The 15,854-nt window shown below is 75.4% G+C and carries 11 protein-coding genes and 2 pseudogenes; 7 read left to right on the top strand and 6 right to left on the bottom strand.

Annotated features, from left to right (window positions below; all coding sequences use genetic code 11):
* The first annotated feature begins 12 nt into the window (after positions 1-12).
* Together FU792_RS14835 and FU792_RS14830 are read left to right on the top strand one after the other, a co-directional pair.
* Complete coding sequence (locus tag FU792_RS14835) at positions 13-435, top strand: PPOX class F420-dependent oxidoreductase (protein ID WP_022925761.1); 423 nt, start codon at positions 13-15, stop codon at positions 433-435.
* 76 nt (positions 436-511) lie between these two features.
* Complete coding sequence (locus FU792_RS14830) at positions 512-1,054, top strand: Uma2 family endonuclease (RefSeq protein ID WP_028131162.1); 543 nt, start codon at positions 512-514, stop codon at positions 1,052-1,054.
* A gap of 26 nt (positions 1,055-1,080) precedes the next feature.
* On the opposite strand, the pseudogene FU792_RS14825 reads toward FU792_RS14830, so the two are convergent.
* Positions 1,081-1,552 (bottom strand): annotated as a pseudogene (locus FU792_RS14825) (aminoacyl-tRNA deacylase).
* A 157-nt stretch (positions 1,553-1,709) separates the two neighbouring features.
* Here FU792_RS14825 and FU792_RS14820 point away from each other — a divergent pair.
* From FU792_RS14820 to hutI, 4 genes and pseudogenes are all read left to right on the top strand, one after another.
* Positions 1,710-2,699, top strand: a pseudogene (locus tag FU792_RS14820) (M20/M25/M40 family metallo-hydrolase); the annotation flags it as partial.
* 98 nt (positions 2,700-2,797) lie between these two features.
* Positions 2,798-2,926, top strand: a complete 129-nt coding sequence (locus FU792_RS19410) for a hypothetical protein (RefSeq protein WP_420876836.1) — start codon at positions 2,798-2,800, stop codon at positions 2,924-2,926.
* Positions 2,923-4,296, top strand: a complete 1,374-nt coding sequence (locus tag FU792_RS14815) for a formimidoylglutamate deiminase (RefSeq protein ID WP_022925757.1) — start codon at positions 2,923-2,925, stop codon at positions 4,294-4,296. The genes FU792_RS19410 and FU792_RS14815 overlap by 4 nt, the downstream gene beginning before the upstream one ends.
* A 23-nt stretch (positions 4,297-4,319) precedes the next feature.
* A complete protein-coding gene (gene hutI, locus FU792_RS14810) occupies positions 4,320-5,534 on the top strand; it encodes an imidazolonepropionase (protein ID WP_022925756.1) in 1,215 nt (404 codons plus the stop codon).
* Between the two features lie 12 nt (positions 5,535-5,546).
* On the opposite strand, the gene FU792_RS17220 is transcribed toward hutI, so the two are convergent.
* The 5 genes from FU792_RS17220 to recC all read right to left on the bottom strand — a co-directional run bounded on the left by FU792_RS17220 (position 5,547) and on the right by recC (position 14,861).
* Positions 5,547-5,765, bottom strand: a complete 219-nt coding sequence (locus FU792_RS17220) for a hypothetical protein (protein ID WP_022925755.1) — start codon at positions 5,763-5,765, stop codon at positions 5,547-5,549.
* 198 nt (positions 5,766-5,963) lie between these two features.
* Positions 5,964-7,940, bottom strand: coding sequence for an exodeoxyribonuclease V subunit alpha (gene recD, locus FU792_RS14800; protein WP_022925754.1), 1,977 nt, complete (start codon positions 7,938-7,940; stop codon positions 5,964-5,966).
* Entirely contained in the window at positions 7,937-9,595 is a 1,659-nt protein-coding gene (locus FU792_RS18980) for a 3'-5' exonuclease (protein WP_238706098.1), read from the bottom strand. Before FU792_RS18980 ends, recD begins: the two co-directional genes overlap by 4 nt.
* Before the next feature lie 149 nt (positions 9,596-9,744).
* Entirely contained in the window at positions 9,745-11,355 is a 1,611-nt protein-coding gene (locus FU792_RS18975) for a UvrD-helicase domain-containing protein (RefSeq protein WP_338101129.1), read from the bottom strand.
* Positions 11,352-14,861, bottom strand: coding sequence for an exodeoxyribonuclease V subunit gamma (gene recC, locus FU792_RS14790; protein ID WP_149814870.1), 3,510 nt, complete (start codon positions 14,859-14,861; stop codon positions 11,352-11,354). Before recC ends, FU792_RS18975 begins: the two co-directional genes overlap by 4 nt.
* 123 nt (positions 14,862-14,984) lie before the next feature.
* Between recC and FU792_RS14785 the strand changes: the two genes are divergently transcribed.
* Entirely contained in the window at positions 14,985-15,851 is an 867-nt protein-coding gene (locus tag FU792_RS14785; RefSeq protein ID WP_022925751.1) for a methylenetetrahydrofolate reductase, read from the top strand.
* The last annotated feature ends 3 nt before the right edge of the window (positions 15,852-15,854 follow it).

Genomic DNA, 15,854 nt, shown 5'->3' with positions numbered 1-15,854 from the left:
TACGTTCGGCGCATGGGCAACGTCGCAGTGCAGCACCTCGGTGCCGAGGAGTTCATCTCGTTCACGACCTTCCGCCGCAACGGCGAGCCGGTGCCGACACCGGTGTGGGTGGTGCCGCTGCGCGACGGCGAGCGGGTCGGGTTCTACACGACGATGGGCACCGGCAAGACGAAGCGGCTCCGGCATACCTCGCGGGTCACGGTGCAGCCGTGCGGGCGGACCGGGACGCCGAAGCCGGGCACCGAGCCGGTCGAGGCGACCGCCGAGATGGTGCAGGGCGGCCAGGACTTCGACGAGGTCCAGGCCGCGGTCCGGGCGAAGTACGGCTGGCAGACACGGGTCTTCCGGCTGGTCGGCAAGCTCTCGCAGCGGGGCAAGGACCTGCGCTACGGCGACACCGTCGTGCTCGTCACCCCGGGGGTCGTGCCCGGCTGACCTGTGGACGGCCGTCGCGCACCGTCCCGGGCGAGCATGCTGGACGTCATGACGGGGGAGGGGCACGATGGAGAGCATGAGCATGACCGAGGTCGGCATCTACACGGTCGAGGACCTGTATGCCTACCGCGAGCAGCGGGACGACATGACGATCCAGCTCATCGAGGGTGAGCTGGTCGTGTCTCCCGGTCCGAGCATCGTCCACCAGGCGGTCAGCGGGGAGCTCTTCGCCCTCCTGCGTGCCTCCTGTCCGCCGCACCTGCGCGTGCTGACCGCACCGCTGGACCTGCGGGCCGGGGAGCGCAGCATGATCCAGCCCGACCTCATGGTGATCCCCCGGGAGATCCGCGAGGGCGGACAGGTCGAGGTCCCACCGGTCCTCGCTGTCGAGATCCTGTCGCCGTCGAGCCGCCGGACCGACCTCGTCGCGAAGCCGCACGTGCTCGCCCGCTTCGGCTGCCCGCACTACTGGGTGGTGGACCCGGAGGCGCCGGGCATCCGGGTCTACCGGCTGGTGGGCGACGCCTACGAGTCCGGCGAGGTCGTCATGGGCGACGCGGCGTTCCGCGTGACCGACCCCTTCGAGGTGTCCTTCCGGCTCTCCGACCTCACCCGCTGATCCGCAGCGGGTGTGCCGCCGGCCGGTCAGTCGGTGACGTCCGCCACCTGCGCGCCGAGAGCCGTCAGCGCGGCCTCGGCTCTCCTCGAGGGTCACCGCGACCCCGTGCGCGCCCGCCCCGAGCGAGATCTGGCGTCCCTGCTCACCGGCGAGGCTGGCGTCGGCGACGACGGGCCAGGCGGTGGTCGAGCCGAAGGGCGTGATCGTGCCGCGCTCGTAGCCGGTCGCCTCCTTGGCCGTGGCAGCGTCCGGCATTGAGAGTCTGTTGACGCCGAGCAGCGACCGGAGCTTGGGCCAGGCGATCTCCCGGTCGCCCGGCACGAGCACGAAGAGGTAGTCCTTCTCGCTGCGCCGCACCACCAGGGTCTTGACGATGTCGCGCGGCTCGACGCCACGCGCCTGGGCCGCCTCCTCCAGGCTCCCCACCCGGCCGTGGCGGGTGACGGCATACTCGAGCCGAGCCGCCTCCAGCGCGGCCAGGGCGCGTTGCTCACTCATGGGACCGAGGGTATGCCCCGCGCGGGCCATGGCATCTGGGTCCTGTCGTGTCTGAGATCCGAGACGACGATGGCAGCTCGGCACTGTCAGCGCCCGCCGCCGGACACCTAGGGTCGGGACCGTGAGCACCGCAGCCGCCCTCGCCGCCTTCGACCGCATGTGGGCCGACCTCGACCCGGTGGGCCGGGTCGGCAGCGGCGGCTACCGCCGGTTCGCCTGGACCCGCGAGGACGCGATGCTGCGGGAGTGGTTCGCCCAGGAGGCGGCGGCACGCGGGCTCGATCTGGTCGAGGACCGGGTCGGCAACCAGTGGGCCTGGTGGTGGGACGGCCCCGGCACCGTCGATGACGCGGTGCGGGCCGGGCATACCGGTCTCGTCGTCGGCTCGCACCTGGACTCCGTGCCCGACGGCGGCGCCTTCGACGGGCCGCTGGGGGTGGTCAGCTCGTTCGCGGCGCTCGACCTGCTGCGCAGCGAGGGGGTCGCGCCCACCCGGCCGGTCGCGGTGGCGAACTTCGTGGACGAGGAGGGCGCGCGCTTCGGGATCGCCTGCGCCGGGTCGCGGGTGCTCACCGGCGCCCTCGACGCCGACCGGGCACGGGCGCTGACCGACTCCGACGGCGTGAGGTATGCCGACGCGCTCGCCGCGGTGGGCCGCGACCCGGCCGACCTGGGGCGGGACGAGGAGACGCTGGCGCGCGTCGGCGCCTTCGTCGAGCTGCACGTCGAGCAGGGCCGGGCGCTGGTCGACCTCGACGCACCGGTCGCGGTGGCGAGCGACATCTGGCCGCACGGCCGCTGGCGCTTCGACGTCCCGGCGAGGCCAACCACGCCGGGACCACCCGGCTGGAGGACCGTCGGGACGCGATGCTCGGCTATGCCGACCTCGTGCTGGCGGCCCGCGCGGGCGCCGCCGAGCGGGGCTGCGTCGCCACCGTCGGCAAGGTGGCGGTCACCCCGGGCGGCGTCAACGCCATCCCCTCCCACGTCACGGGGTGGCTGGACGCGCGAGGACCGGAGGAGGACCAGGTGGAGGCGCTCGTCGCCGAGCTCGAGGAGCGGGCGGGGCGGCACGGGGCCAGCCTCACCCGCGAGTCCTGGACGCCGACCACCCGCTTCGACGGGGCGCTGGCCGACCGGCTGCGCCGAGTCCTCGGCAGCGCGGACGAGCTCAGCGTGCCCGTGCTCGGCACCGGGGCGGGGCACGACGCGGGCATCCTCGCGGGAGCGGGCATACCCACCGCGATGCTCTTCGTGCGCAACCCGACCGGCGTCTCGCACAGCCCCGCCGAGCACGCCGAGGCCGCCGACTGCCACGCCGGCGTCGAGGCGCTCGCGGCGTGCGTGACCCACCTCGTGAGCGAGCAGCCGTGAGCACCGCCTTCCACGCGCGGCACGCGCACCTGCCGACCGGCGTCGCCGCCGACGTCCGCATCACGGTCGAGGACGGCCGGATCACCGGGGTGGAGGCGGGCATACCGCCGCAGGACGGGGACCACCGGCTGCCCGGCGTCGTCCTGCCCGGCCTGGCCAACGCCCACAGCCACGCCTTCCACCGCGCGCTCCGGGGTCGGACGCACCACGGGGGCGGCACGTTCTGGTCCTGGCGCGAGACGATGTATGCCGTCGCAGCCCGGCTCGACCCGGACCGCTACCTCGCCCTGGCGCGCGCGACCTACGCCGAGATGGCGCTCGCCGGGATCACGGCGGTGGGGGAGTTCCACTACCTCCACCACGGGCCCGGCGGGAAGCGCTACATGGACCCCAACGTCATGGGGAAGGCTCTGGTGCAGGCCGCCGCCGACGCCGGGATCCGGCTGACGCTGCTGGACACCTGCTACCTCGTCGGCGGGCTCGACGGCGCCGGTCACCGGGAGCTGGAGGGCCCGCAGCTGCGCTTCGGCGACGGCGACGCACGGACCTGGGCGCTGCGCGTGGACGACCTGCGCGACCACACCGACGGCGGGCCCGCGCACCTGCGGGTCGGTGCCGCGATCCACTCGGTGCGCGCCGTGCCCCGCGACCAGCTCGCGACCGTGGCTTCGTGGGCGCGCACCGCGCCCCGCACCTCCGGTCGCGGGGAGGGCGGGCGGCCGGTGCACGTGCACCTGTCGGAGCAGCCCGCGGAGAACGACGCGTGCCTCGCCGCGCACGGGCTCACCCCCACCGGTCTGCTCGAGGCCGAGGGCGTGCTCGGGCCGGACCTCAGCGCGGTGCACGCCACCCACCTCACCGACGAGGACGTCGCGCTGCTCGGCCGGCACCGGTCGTATGCCTGCTTCTGCCCCACCACCGAGCGCGACCTCGCCGACGGGATCGGTCCCGCCCGCGCCCTGCGCGACGCCGGGGCGCGACTGTCCCTCGGCTCGGACCAGCACGCGGTCATCGACCTGCTGGAGGAGGCCCGGGCCCTGGAGATGCACGAGCGGCTCGACAGCCTCGAGCGGGGCCGGTTCACGCCCGTCGACCTGCTGGCGGCGGCCACCGCGCACGACAGCATCGGCTGGCCGGACGCCGGGCGCATCGAGGTCGGCGCGCGGGCCGACCTCGTCGCCGTGCGCGACGACACCGTCCGCACCGCCGGCACCGACCCCGGTCAGGTGGTCCTCGCGGCGACGGCGGCCGATGTCGACACGGTCGTCGTCGACGGGCGGGTGGTCGTGCAGGACGGGCGCCACCGGCTGGGCGACGTCGGGCGCCTGCTGTCCGAGGCCATCCACCGGCTGGTCGCACCGACCGACTGATCGCGGCACGAGAGGATCGACCCATGAGCATGCTCATCACCGGCATCAGCGAGCTGTCCACCTGCGACGACGGTCAGGAGGAGCGACCAGCCACCTCGGAGGAGGCGGCGCTCACCCGCGGCCTCGGTGTCGTCCGCGACGCCGCCGTCGTCCTCGGTGGCGGGGGCGAGGACTCGGCGCCCGTCGTGGAGTGGATCGGCCCGGCCGAGCAGGCACCGGCCGCGGACTGGGCGATCGACCTCGGCGGCAAGGCGGTCCTGCCCGGCTTCGTCGACAGCCACGCCCACCTCGTCTTCGCCGGCGACCGCTCGGCCGAGTTCGCCGCCAGGATGACCGGGCAGCCTTACGACGGCGGCGGCATCGCGGTGACGATGGCGGCGACCCGCGAGGCCGGGGACGGCGAGCTGCGCGACCTGCTCGCCCGGCGCGTCGCCGAGATGCGCTCCCAGGGCACCACGACGGTGGAGATCAAGAGCGGCTACGGGCTCGACGTCGAGCACGAGGTGCGGGCGCTGCGACTGGCGCGCGAGGTCACCCCGGAGACGACCTTCCTCGGCGCCCACGTCGTGCCCCCGGACCGGAGGGGGGACGGCGGGCGGGAGGCATACCTCGACCTCGTCTGCGGCGAGATGCTCACCGCCTGCGCGCCGTATGCCCGCTGGATCGACGTCTTCTGCGAGCCGGCGAGCGCGCACGCCTTCGACGGCGAGGAGAGCCGGCGCGTGCTCGAGGCGGGTCGGGACGCCGGCCTGGAGCTGCGGGTCCACGGCAACCAGCTGTCGCACGGCCCGGGCGTGCGGCTCGCGGTCGAGCTCGGCGCCGCCAGCGTCGACCACTGCACCTTCCTCGCCGACGAGGACGTCGACGCGCTGGTCGGGAGCGACACCGTGGCGACCCTGCTGCCCGGGGTGGAGTTCTCCACCCGGCAGCCCTACCCGGACGCCCGCCGGCTCCTCGACGCGGGCGTCGACGTCGCCCTGGCGACCGACTGCAACCCCGGCACCTGCTACTCCTCCTCGATGCCGCTGATGATCGCGCTCGCGGTCCGGGAGATGGGGATGACGCCCGCCGAGGGGGTGCGGGCCGCCACCGTCGGCGGGGCGCGCGCGTTGCGCCGGGACGACGTCGGCCGCATCCGCGTGGGCCGACGCGCCGATCTCGCCGTGGTCGACGCGCCCAGCGTGCTGCACATCCCCTACCGCGTCGGGGTGCCGATCGTGCGTGCCCTGGAGGTCTGAGTAGTCCCGACGTCAGACCACGGGGGGATGTGAAGGGCGACCGCGGTATGACGCGGGCCGGCTGCCGCAGCGCCTAGTGTCGGAGCGTGCGGTGATGCGGCTGTCCATGCCCCGGGCCACGTCGAGCGGACGGGTCGGCAGGGCGAGCTGCTGCACCCTGCGCCGGAAGAGGCGGGGCACGAGCTCGCCACCGGGCAGGAAGAGCGGGTTGCACTGGGTCCAGACCTCCATGCGCCACGCGGACGTGTGCTCGTAGAAGTCGCGGATCTCCGGGCGCAGCGGCTGCGGCGCGCACCCACGCGTCGCCGACGGTGGCGCCCGCGCTGACCGGCGCGGCCAGCCACGCCTCCGGCCCCTCCAGGTCCACCGGGCGGCCCGTGACCCGCCAGAACCGACGCGTGAGGCGGTCCATCCCCGCGGCGACCGTGCTCACGAGGGGCCCGCCAGTCGCTGCCGCAGACCGCTCGCCCGGACGACGCGACGCGCCACCGCCGTCCGGACCTCCTCCTCCGAGCCGACCACGCGGATCCGCTTCTCGGCGCGGGTCACCGCGGTGTAGAACAGCTCGCGCGTCAGCAGCGGGCTGTCGAGCTCGGGCAGCAGCACCGTGATCTCCTCCGCCTGGCTGCCCTGCGCCTTGTGGATCGTCATCGCGTGCATCGTCTCGACGTCGCCGAGGCGGGAGGGGGCATACCTGCTTCGCCCACCGGTGCCGTCGACGGCCGCCATCCGCACCGGGACACCGGCGGACGTCTGGGAGGCGACGACGACGCCGGTGTCGCCGTTGAGCACCCCCGTCGCGTAGTCGTTGGCGGTGATGAGCAGCGGGCGGCCGACATACATCGGGTCGTAGAGGGTGAGACCGGTCTCCTCCGCGAGCCAGGTCTCGACGAGGTGGTTCCACCGGCGCACCCCGCGCTCCCCCTCGCGGTGGGCGCAGAGCAGCCGGTGGCGGTGCAGCGCCGCCAGCGCGGCGTCGTCGTCGCCCCGCCGGGCGGCCCGGAGGACCTGCAGCGCCTGCCGGGTCAGGTCCTCCCGCAGGTATGCACTCGCGTCGTCCTCCTGGACCCACACCACCTCGTCCCCGCCCGTCGCGAGGGCGCGCACCACCGCGTCGGCGTCGCCGAGGCGCAGCGCCTGCGCCAGCGCGCCGATCGTCTCGCCGAAGCGGTGCACCGTGCGCAGCCGCGCCAGGGCCAGCGGGGCGGCACGGTGCGTGCTCTCTCCCCGCCCGGTCGCGTCGCCGGTCTCATCGTCCGGGCCGGTGGCCTCGTCGCACGGCTCCGGCGCGCCCGGCTGGGCCAGCCCGACCGACCGCTCGGGCACGGCGGCGACGAGGTCGGCGAGGACCGCGCCGGCCTCCACCGACACGAGCTGGTCGGCGTCGCCGACGAGGATGAGTCGGGCCGAGGGCCGCAGCGCCTCGAGCAGCCGGGCCATGTGCGTGAGCGACACCATCGAGGCCTCGTCGACGAGGACGACGTCGTGCGGCAGGCGGTTGCCCCGGTGGTGGCGGAAGCGGCTGCGCGACCCCGGTCGCCAGCCCAGCAGGCGGTGCAGCGTGCGCGGCTCGACGCCGCGCAGCCGCTCCACGACCTCGCGGCCCTCCGGCTCCAGGGTGCGCGCCTCGATCTCGTCGAGGGCGCGGTCCACCGCGGCCTTCACCCGTGCCGCGGCCTTGCCGGTGGGCGCGGCCAGCCCGACGCGCAGCGGGCGCTGCCCGGCGAGCGCCGCCTGCTCGGCCAGCAGGGTCAGCACACCGGCCACGGTGGTCGTCTTGCCCGTGCCCGGGCCGCCGGTGATGACTCCGGTGCGGGAGCGGACGACGACCTCCGCGGCGGTGCGCTGCTCGGCATACCCGACGCCGGGGAAGATCCTGGTCAGCCCGGCCGCCAGCACCTGCTCGTCCACCGGTGGCGCACCGAGCTCGGCCCGGGCCCGCAGGTCGGCCACCACCTGGACCTCCTGGTGGTGGTAGCGCTGGAGGTAGACCAGACCGGTCGGCTCGTCGACGACCAGCCCGCCCTCGGCGGCCAGCCGGCTGCCGGCCACGTCGGCGGTCCAGCGATCCGGGTCGGGCCAGGGCAGGTCGGGCAGCGCGAGTACGCCCTCGGTCGCGAGGGCCGCGAGGTCGACGGCCACCGAGCCCGAGCGCACCGCCCGGGTCGCCACCGCCGCGGCGAGCACCACCTCCGCGTCCTTCTCCCCGGCGGCGCGGGCCAGCCCGGTCGCGACGTGCACGTCGGCCGCGGTGAGCAGGCCGGCGGCGTTGAACTCGCGCAACGGCCCGGTGGCGGTGAGCGCCAGGCGGCGGTCGTGGTCGTCGACCGGCTCGAAGAGCTCCACCATCGGCGCTGCCCGCTCCGGGGCGTCCCCGGCCGGTCCGGTGGTCGGGTCGCCGGTCATCGGGTCTCGCCTCCTGCACGGGCGGCGCCGTCGAGCAGGTCGGACAGGGCGAGGACCAGGACGACCGGCGGGCGCCAGGAGAAGACGCCGCAGGGCATACCGTCCGCGACCGGGGTGTCGGGCCCGCACATGCCGCGCAGGTAAAGGTAGAGCACGCCGCCCAGGTGCTGGTCCGGGTCGTAACCGGGCAGCCGCCACCGCAGGAAGCGATGCGCCACGACGGCGTAGAGCAGCGCCTGCAGCGGGTAGGAGGAGTGGCCCATCGCCTCGGCGAGCCGCTTGGGGCGGTAGTCGGCGGCGGTGAGGGCCTCCTCGGGGGTGCCGAGCCAGTTGGTCTTGTAGTCCGCCACGAGGAAGGTCTGCCGCCCGCCGACCTCGACGCGCAGCACCACGTCGACCGAGCCGGTGAGGTAGCCGCGCAGCTGCTGACCGGCCAGGTCGGGAGCGGCGTCCAGCACCTCCGCCCAGGCGCGGACCGGGTCGCCCGCCGGCAGGTGCTCGCGGAGCAGGGGTGCCAGGTCACCCAGCACCGCTGATCGCCCCGTCGTCTCACGCCGCAGGTCGCCACCACCGAGCGGCAGCTCGAAGTCCAGCTCGCAGAGCCGGTCGCCGGCCCCGATCTGCCGGAGCGTCGTGCCACCCGCGAGCGGCCCGAGCGGCGTGTCGCAGACGGCGACCAGGGCCTCGACGAGGAGGTCCTCGCCGCCCTCGCCGAGCTCCACCGGCCACAGCACCCGCTGCTCGTGCAGGTGGCGGCGCAGCTCGGCGCCCAGGTCCGCCGCCTGGGGGTCGGCGTGCTCGAGCACGGCGTGGACCAGCGAGCCGAAGGTCGCACCCACGGGGAGCTCGGCCATCGGCGAGGGCACCTCCGAGCCGACGACGGGCGCGGCGGCGCCTAGGCCGGGCAGGGCAGGGGTGCTCTCGGCCACCGGGTCCGGCCCGGTCGGCTCGTCCTCCCGCCCGGTCAGCCCCACCTCCGGCTCGCTGCCGACGCCGGCGACGGCCGGTCCGCTCTCGGCGGGCGTGGACAGCGCGGTGTAGGACGTGCGCCGCCAGTCGTGGTCGACACGGCGGGTCCAGCCGGCCAGCCGCAGCTCCGGCGCGGCCGGCACCGGGGCGGGGGGCAGCTCGGTCGCGTGGTCGGCCCGCTCCAGCGCGAAGGCGCCGGTGTCGGCCCAGCGGTGCAGCAGCTCGGTGGCCGCGTCGTCCTGGCGCGGGACCCGCACGCGGTGCGGCACCTCCCCCTGGCCAGGTTCGCGGCCGAAGAGCACGCGGTGCAGGGCCGAGCCGCTGGCGTTGTTGACCGGCGCCCACCAGGTGACGACCTGGCTCTGGGCCCGGGTGAGGGCGACGTAGAGCAGCCGGAGCGACTCCCCGGCGTCCTCGTCCTTGTGGCGGCGCACCGACTCCTCCCACCCGGGGTTGGCAGCGTGCTCGCCGCCCACGTCGAGGCACCGGGTGCGCTCGGGGGGCTCGTCGTGGAAGAGCGGGATCGTGGGGGAGTCGCTGACCCACCGGTCGGCCAGCGAGGGCAGGTAGACGACGGGGTACTGCAGGCCCTTGCTGCCGTGGATGGTGGCCAGCTGGACCGCCGCGGCGTCGCTGTCCAGCCGGCGCGTGCGGGCCCCGGCGCTCTGCGGGGCGTCCTGCGCCATCCCGGCCCGGAGCCACTCCAGCAGCGCGACCAGCCCGAGCTGGTCGCGCCGGGCGGTCTCGTGCAGCAGCTGGGCGACGTGCCGCAGGTCGGTGAGCGAGCGCTCGCCCCCGACCTGGCCGAGCACCCGGTCCGGGAGACCGCGGACGGTCAGCAGCTCGAGCACCGCGGCGACCCCCTGCCGGGCGTAGACCCCGGCCAGCTCGCGGCAGGTCTGCGCCAGCTCGTCCTCGAGGTCGGCGTCCGGCTGCTCGCCGCGCTCGCCGACGCGGGCGACGGCATACCCCAGCAGGTCGGTGAGGGCTGCCGCCCGGGTGAGCACCGGTCGGTGCGGCGCGACCATCGCCTCGAGCAGCGCCAGCCAGTCGTGCGCCGCCCGGCTGTGCAGCACGGTCGAGCCCCCCGTGGTGACGGCGGGTATGCCCAGCTCGGCCAGGGCGTCGCGCGCCGCGACGAGGTCCTTGCCGCGGTGGGCGAGGACCGCCACGTCCCGGGCCTGGACCGGGCGTCCCTCGAAGGTGGCCCCGGAGGCGAGCAGGGAGGCGACGTCGTGCGCCAGGTCGCGGGCGATCCACGGCCGCACCGTCGGCATCCGGGTGTCACCGCCCAGGTGGTCGCGCAGCAGCACCTGGCGCAGCCGCACCGGAGCGGTGCTCGGGGCCCGGCCAGGCGCGAGCCCTCCCGGTGCGCGGTGACCGGGTGCACGAGGATCTGCTGGTCGCCGAGCTGGGCGCCGGTCAGCATCGACCCGAGCGCCTGCGTCACCCCGGGGTCGGAGCGGAAGTTGCGGGGCAGGGTGCGCCGGTCGCCGGCGGTGTCGGCGGCCATGAGGTAGGTCGGGACGTCACCGCCGCGGAAGGCGTAGATCGCCTGCTTGGGGTCGCCGATGAGCACCATCGCGTGCGCGTGGCCGGAGAAGGCGCGGTCCAGCACGGACCACTGGATCGGGTCGGTGTCCTGGAACTCGTCGACCAGCACGACCTTCCAGCGCCGCCGCATCCGGACCCGGGCGGGGGAGTCCTCGCCGGCCAGCGCGTCGGCGAGCTGGGTGAGCAGGTCGTTGTAGTGCATGACCTGCAACCGCTCCTTGCGCAGGCCGAGCTCGTGCCGGACGGCTCGCGCGAAGCGCACCCGCCGGTCCGGGACCGAGCGCGGCTCCGCGCCGGTCGGCCGCAGCTCGGCGTGGACGTCGTCGACGACGGTGCGGGCGATCTGCAGCGCCTCGCGCCGGGAGAAGAAGGGCTCGTCCTCGCGCTGGGCGAAGGCCCGCAGGTAGAGGTCGTCGACGACCTCGACGAGGAGCCGGTCGAGGTCGTCCACCAGCTCGGCGTCGGCGTCCGCGGTGCCCGCGACCCCGAGGCTGCGCAGGACCTGCTGACAGAACTGGTGCGTGGTGGCGATGGTGGCGGCGTCGATATCGGACAGGGCGGTCCGCAGGCGCCGGCGACGCAGCGCCCGCTCCTCCTCGTCCACGTCGAGCAGCAGCGTCAGCAGGTCGTCGCGGTCGCCGGCGGGCGGGGGATCGGCGAGGGCCCGCTCGGCCGCCACGAGCTGCTCGCGCACCCGGGCGCGCAGCTCCTGGCTGGCGGCCCGCCCGAAGGTCACGACCAGCATCTCCGGCAGCAGCACCACCCCCTCGGCGACGTAGCGGGTCACCAGCGCCGCGATCGTCCACGTCTTGCCGGTGCCGGCGCTCGCCTCGAGCAGGACGGTGCCGGTGGGCAGCGGGTCGGTGATGGAGAAGTGGGGCAGCGCGCTCATACCCGCTCCCTCCGCTCGGCGCCCCCGGTCAGCACCGGGCCCCAGACCCGCAGCGCGAGCTGACCGAGCCGGTGCTCCACGCCGGTCGCCCACCGCTCGTCCTCGCGGGGGACCCCGAGGATCTCCTGCAGCGGCACCGCGCCGCCGTGGACGTAGGACTGGCTCGGGTCGTCCTGCTCTTTGGGGAAGGCCTGCTCGAAGGTGTCGTCGGTGCGCCACTCACGGACGGCGTCGAGCGTCGCGGCGCGCTCGTCGCCCGGCCCGCCGAGGTAGGACTCCGCCCACCGCAGCGAGGTCTGGACCGGCAGCGGCAGCGGCTCCACCAGGCCCCGTACCCGCAGGTCGACGAGCTGGTCGAGCAGCTCGAGGGCACGGTCAGGCTCGTGCGGCCCGTGGGTGTAGTGCACGCCTCCCGGGTGGCGGCCCCACCGGTGCCGTCCGAGCAGGTGGCTGGTCGCGTCCGGTCCGAGGGCGGCGGCCAGCACGAGCGAGGTGATCCAGGAGCGCAGCCGCTGCTTGGCCTTGACCGTCGAGTAGGTCGCCCTCACCGCGCGTCGCCCGACCATGCCGGTGACGGTGCCGGTGAGCCGGGCGCCGCCGGGCAGCGTCAGGTCGACGTCCAGGGTGTCCCGCTCGAGCGGCACCCCCCAGCCACCCTGCCCCGTCGCGCGCCACGTCGCCTCGGCCACGAGCTGGGCCTGCCGGGTGACCTCCTTCATCACCCCCGTGCCGAGCGCTCCCGGCGGCAGCTCGCCGCGCCACAGCTCGGCGTCGACGGTGGCTCCGGGCTCGCGGCCGGCCAGGACCGCCTGCAGCACGCGCTCGCCGACCCCCCACTTGTCGAGCCCGTCCAGCTCGATGGGTATGCCCTCGCTCGCCTCCTCGGGCACCTGCGGCAGCAGCAGGCCGAGCCGGTCGCGCAGGTAGGCCCGGGCGGGGTTGTCGAAGAAGCGGAGCAGGGCGTCGAGCTCGACGGCGTCGTCGGCACCGTGGTGACGACCCAGCGGTGCGTCCACCGGTCTGGGCCGCGGCGCCCGCTCTCCCACGGCGGCCCGGCCGCCACGCAGCGCCGCCGGGTCGTGGCTGAACGGCCGGTCCTGCGGGAGGAGCGGGGCCGTGTCCGCGCCCGCCGCGCCCAGGTTGCGCGGGTCGAAGGGCTGCAGCGGGTGACGGGTGAGCACCCGGGCGACCCCTGCCGACAGGGGGTCGGCGGTGCGGCGCACCGCGTCGAGCAGCTCCCCGAGCGGCACGGCCGGGGGGCGGGGGGCGCCGGTGTGCTCGTCGAAGCCGGTGTAGGTGACGACCAGGGCGTCGCGGGCCGCCATGAGCGCATCGAGCAGCAGCTGGCGGTCCTCGCTGCGCGGGTCCCGCTCACCGGTCACCGGACGCCGGGCCGTGGCGTCGTCGCCGTCGGCCGCAGTCGTGCGGGGGAAGACCCCGTCGTCGAGACCGACCAGCGCGACCACGCGGTGCGGCACCGAGCGCATCGGCACCATGGTGCAGACGGTGAGCGTGCCGGTCCGGAAGTTGGACCGGGTCGCCCGGCCGGCGGCCTGCTCGTCCAGCAGGGCATGCACGTCGGAGAGCGCCAGGGTCGTGCCCGACGCCGTGCCCCCTGGGCCCGGGTCCGACCCGGCACCGGCATACCTGCGCAGGAGGTCCAGCTCGCGCCGCAGCTGCGTCACCTGCCACGCCTCGGTGGGGGCGGTGTCGGCCAGCCCGAGCACCCCCTCCTCGAGGACATCCGCCCACCCGACCGCCTCGGACGCGACACGCATCGCCCGCAGCGTCCGCCCGAGCCGCGCGACGAGCTCGGCCATCCGCCCCGCGAGGTCGAGGTCCCCGCTGTCCAGGTCGTCGAGACCGAGGGTGGTGCCGAGGTGGTCGACCTCCTCCCCGTCGACCGCGGCCCCGACCAGCAGCCGCGCCAGCCCGGCCTGCCAGGTGTTCTGCGTCAGCCCGGGGAGGGCGTAGTCGGCGCGATGCTCCTCGTCCAGCCCCCAGCGGACCCCGACCGAGCCCACCCAGTCGCCGAGCCGCTCGAGGTCGTCGTCGTCCAGCCCGAAGCGTCGGCGCACCGGCGCGCTGCGGGCGAGGTCGAGCACCTCGCCCGCGGTCAGCCGCCCACCGGCCAGCCCCACCAGACGCGCCGCCAGGGCGAGCAAGGGGTTGGCCTGCGTGGGGGCGCGGTCGGCGAGGCGCACCCGCAGCGAGTGCGCGGGGTGGGTCGCGGGCGATCCGTCGCCGGGCCCCTCGCGGACCACCTCGCCGAGCCCGAAGCCGGCGTGCACCAGGGGGGCGTAGGTGTCGATGTCGGGGCACATGACGAGGATGTCGCGCGGCTCGAGGGTGGGGTCGTGCTCGAGCAGGTCGGCGAGCACGTCGCGGAGCACGTCGACCTGCCGCGCCTGGCCGTGGCAGGCGTGGACCTGGAGGCTGCGGTCGTCCGCGCCGATGTGCCGGCCCGCGACCGCCTGGGGTGAGGGCACGTGGTCACGGGCGAGGTCGGTCTGCAGCAGGTGCAGCAGTGAGCCCGACGGGGGTGGCGGGGAGGGTGCGGGCACCTCGGGAGCGGTGTGCGGCACCAGCGACAGCGTGCGCTGCAGCTCCCGCGCGTCGCGGCCCAGGCTCGCCAGCAGCGGGTGGTCGACGAGCAGCGCCGTCTCGTCCTCGTCGCGCGGCACCGGCCCTGCCGACACCTGCGGTGCCAGGGCCTGCCAGGCGGCGGGGGAGGCCTGCGGCAGCCAGAGGTGGACGTCGCGGTGCTCGGCGAGCGCGGCGAGCACCTCGACCTCGCTGCGCGCGATCCGGGTATGCCCGAACAACGAGAGTCGGCCCGGCAGCTCCAACCCCGGGAGGCTCGGTGCGTGCTCGCCCGAGCGCAGCGCGGCGACCACCCGCTGCTGCCGCACGTCCGGCGGCTCGGCGTCCACCAGCTCCAGCACGCGGCGCCACAGCGGCGGCTGCCAGCCGAGGTCATCCTCGACCTGGCCGCCGAGGCCGTCGCCGGAGCCGCCCGCGCGCCAGTCGGTGATCATCGCGGGGCGGGAGGCGGCATACCCCGCGAGGAGACCGGCCAGCCGCCGGGCGACGGCATACCTCCGACCGCGCCGCAGGGCTGCCCGCTCGGCGTCCACGCCCTCGCCCCGCCCGAGGTGACGGGCGAGGGTGTCGGCCCACGGCTCGCCCAGGCTCGTGTCGATCGCCTCCAGCACCGGCCACACCAGCCGGTCCGGGTGCCAGGGGTCGTCCCGCTCGATCCCGAGCACCATCGACACCAGCGAGTGCGGGTTGAGGAAGCGGATGCCCGCGCACACCCCGTCGTGTCCCGCCGTGCCGGCGCCGAGGGTGTGCGACAGCCGCTGCGCCAACCACCGCTCGACCCCCTTAGCGGGGACGGCGACGACCTCCTCGGCGAACGGGTCGGGCAGCGGCTCGGCCAGCAGCGCGGCCAGCCCCTCGGCCAGGGCCGCGGTGCTCACGTCCCGATGCACGACCAACGTCACGTCGCCGACCCTATCCGCGCCCACCGACGGGCCTGGGCGTCGATCGGCCCAGTGACCCGCCGGGCAGACTCTTGCCAGCGGGTCGACCGACTCCTAGGCTGTGCGTATGGCGAGGCGCGTTGCATGATGGGCAACACCTACCCCTCAGTGGTGCTCGAGCGGCTGCTGCGGGGGGCGCGGCTGGAGATCCTCCCCACGGCGGCGGTGGCGGACCAGGTGCACGGGCACGTGGAGCCCGGCCGCACCCTAAGCGTCACGGCCTCCCCGGCCAAGGGGCTGGAGGCCACGCTGCAGCTCGCCGAGCAGCTGGCCGGCGCCTACCACGTGGTCCCGCACCTCGCCGCGCGCATGGTCGAGCGGGCCGCGCTGCCCGACCTCGTCGCCCGGCTGACCGAGGCCGGTATCACCGAGATCTTCGTGCCGGGTGGGGATGCGGAGCCGACCGACCAGACCTTCACCAGCGCGCTCGACCTGCTCATCGAGCTTGACTCCCTGGGGTCGCCGTTCACCGGGGTCGGGATCACCGGCTACCCCGAGTCCCACCCCGGGATCGACGACGACGTCATCGTGCAGTCGATGTGGGACAAGCGTCGGTATGCCACCGCGGTGGTCTCCAACATGACCTTCGACGACGACAGGGTGGGTCAGTGGCTGGAGCGGGTGCGCCGGCGGGGGGTCGAGCTGCCGGTGTGGGTCGGGGTCCCCGGGCCGGTCGACCCCGCGAGGTTGCTGCGCATGGCCAGCACCATCGGGGTCGGCGACTCGATGCGCTTCCTGCGCAAGCAGCGCAACGTCTTCACCCGCATGGTGATGCCCGGCTTCTCCACCACCCGGTTCGCCCACCGGATGGCGGTGCTGGGGACGGCGGACCGGCTCGGCATCGCCGGGCTGCACCTCTACACCTTCAACCAGGTCGCGCAGACCGAGGCGTGGCGCCGGACCCAGCTGTCGAAGGTGGCCGAGCTGCGTGACCCCGCCTCGGGGCCGTGACCC

Origin of the sequence: Serinicoccus marinus DSM 15273, from assembly GCF_008386315.1 — a bacterium.
Taxonomy (GTDB): Bacteria; Actinomycetota; Actinomycetes; order Actinomycetales; family Dermatophilaceae; genus Ornithinicoccus; species Ornithinicoccus marinus.
This window is presented reverse-complemented; position numbering and strand designations above follow the sequence as displayed.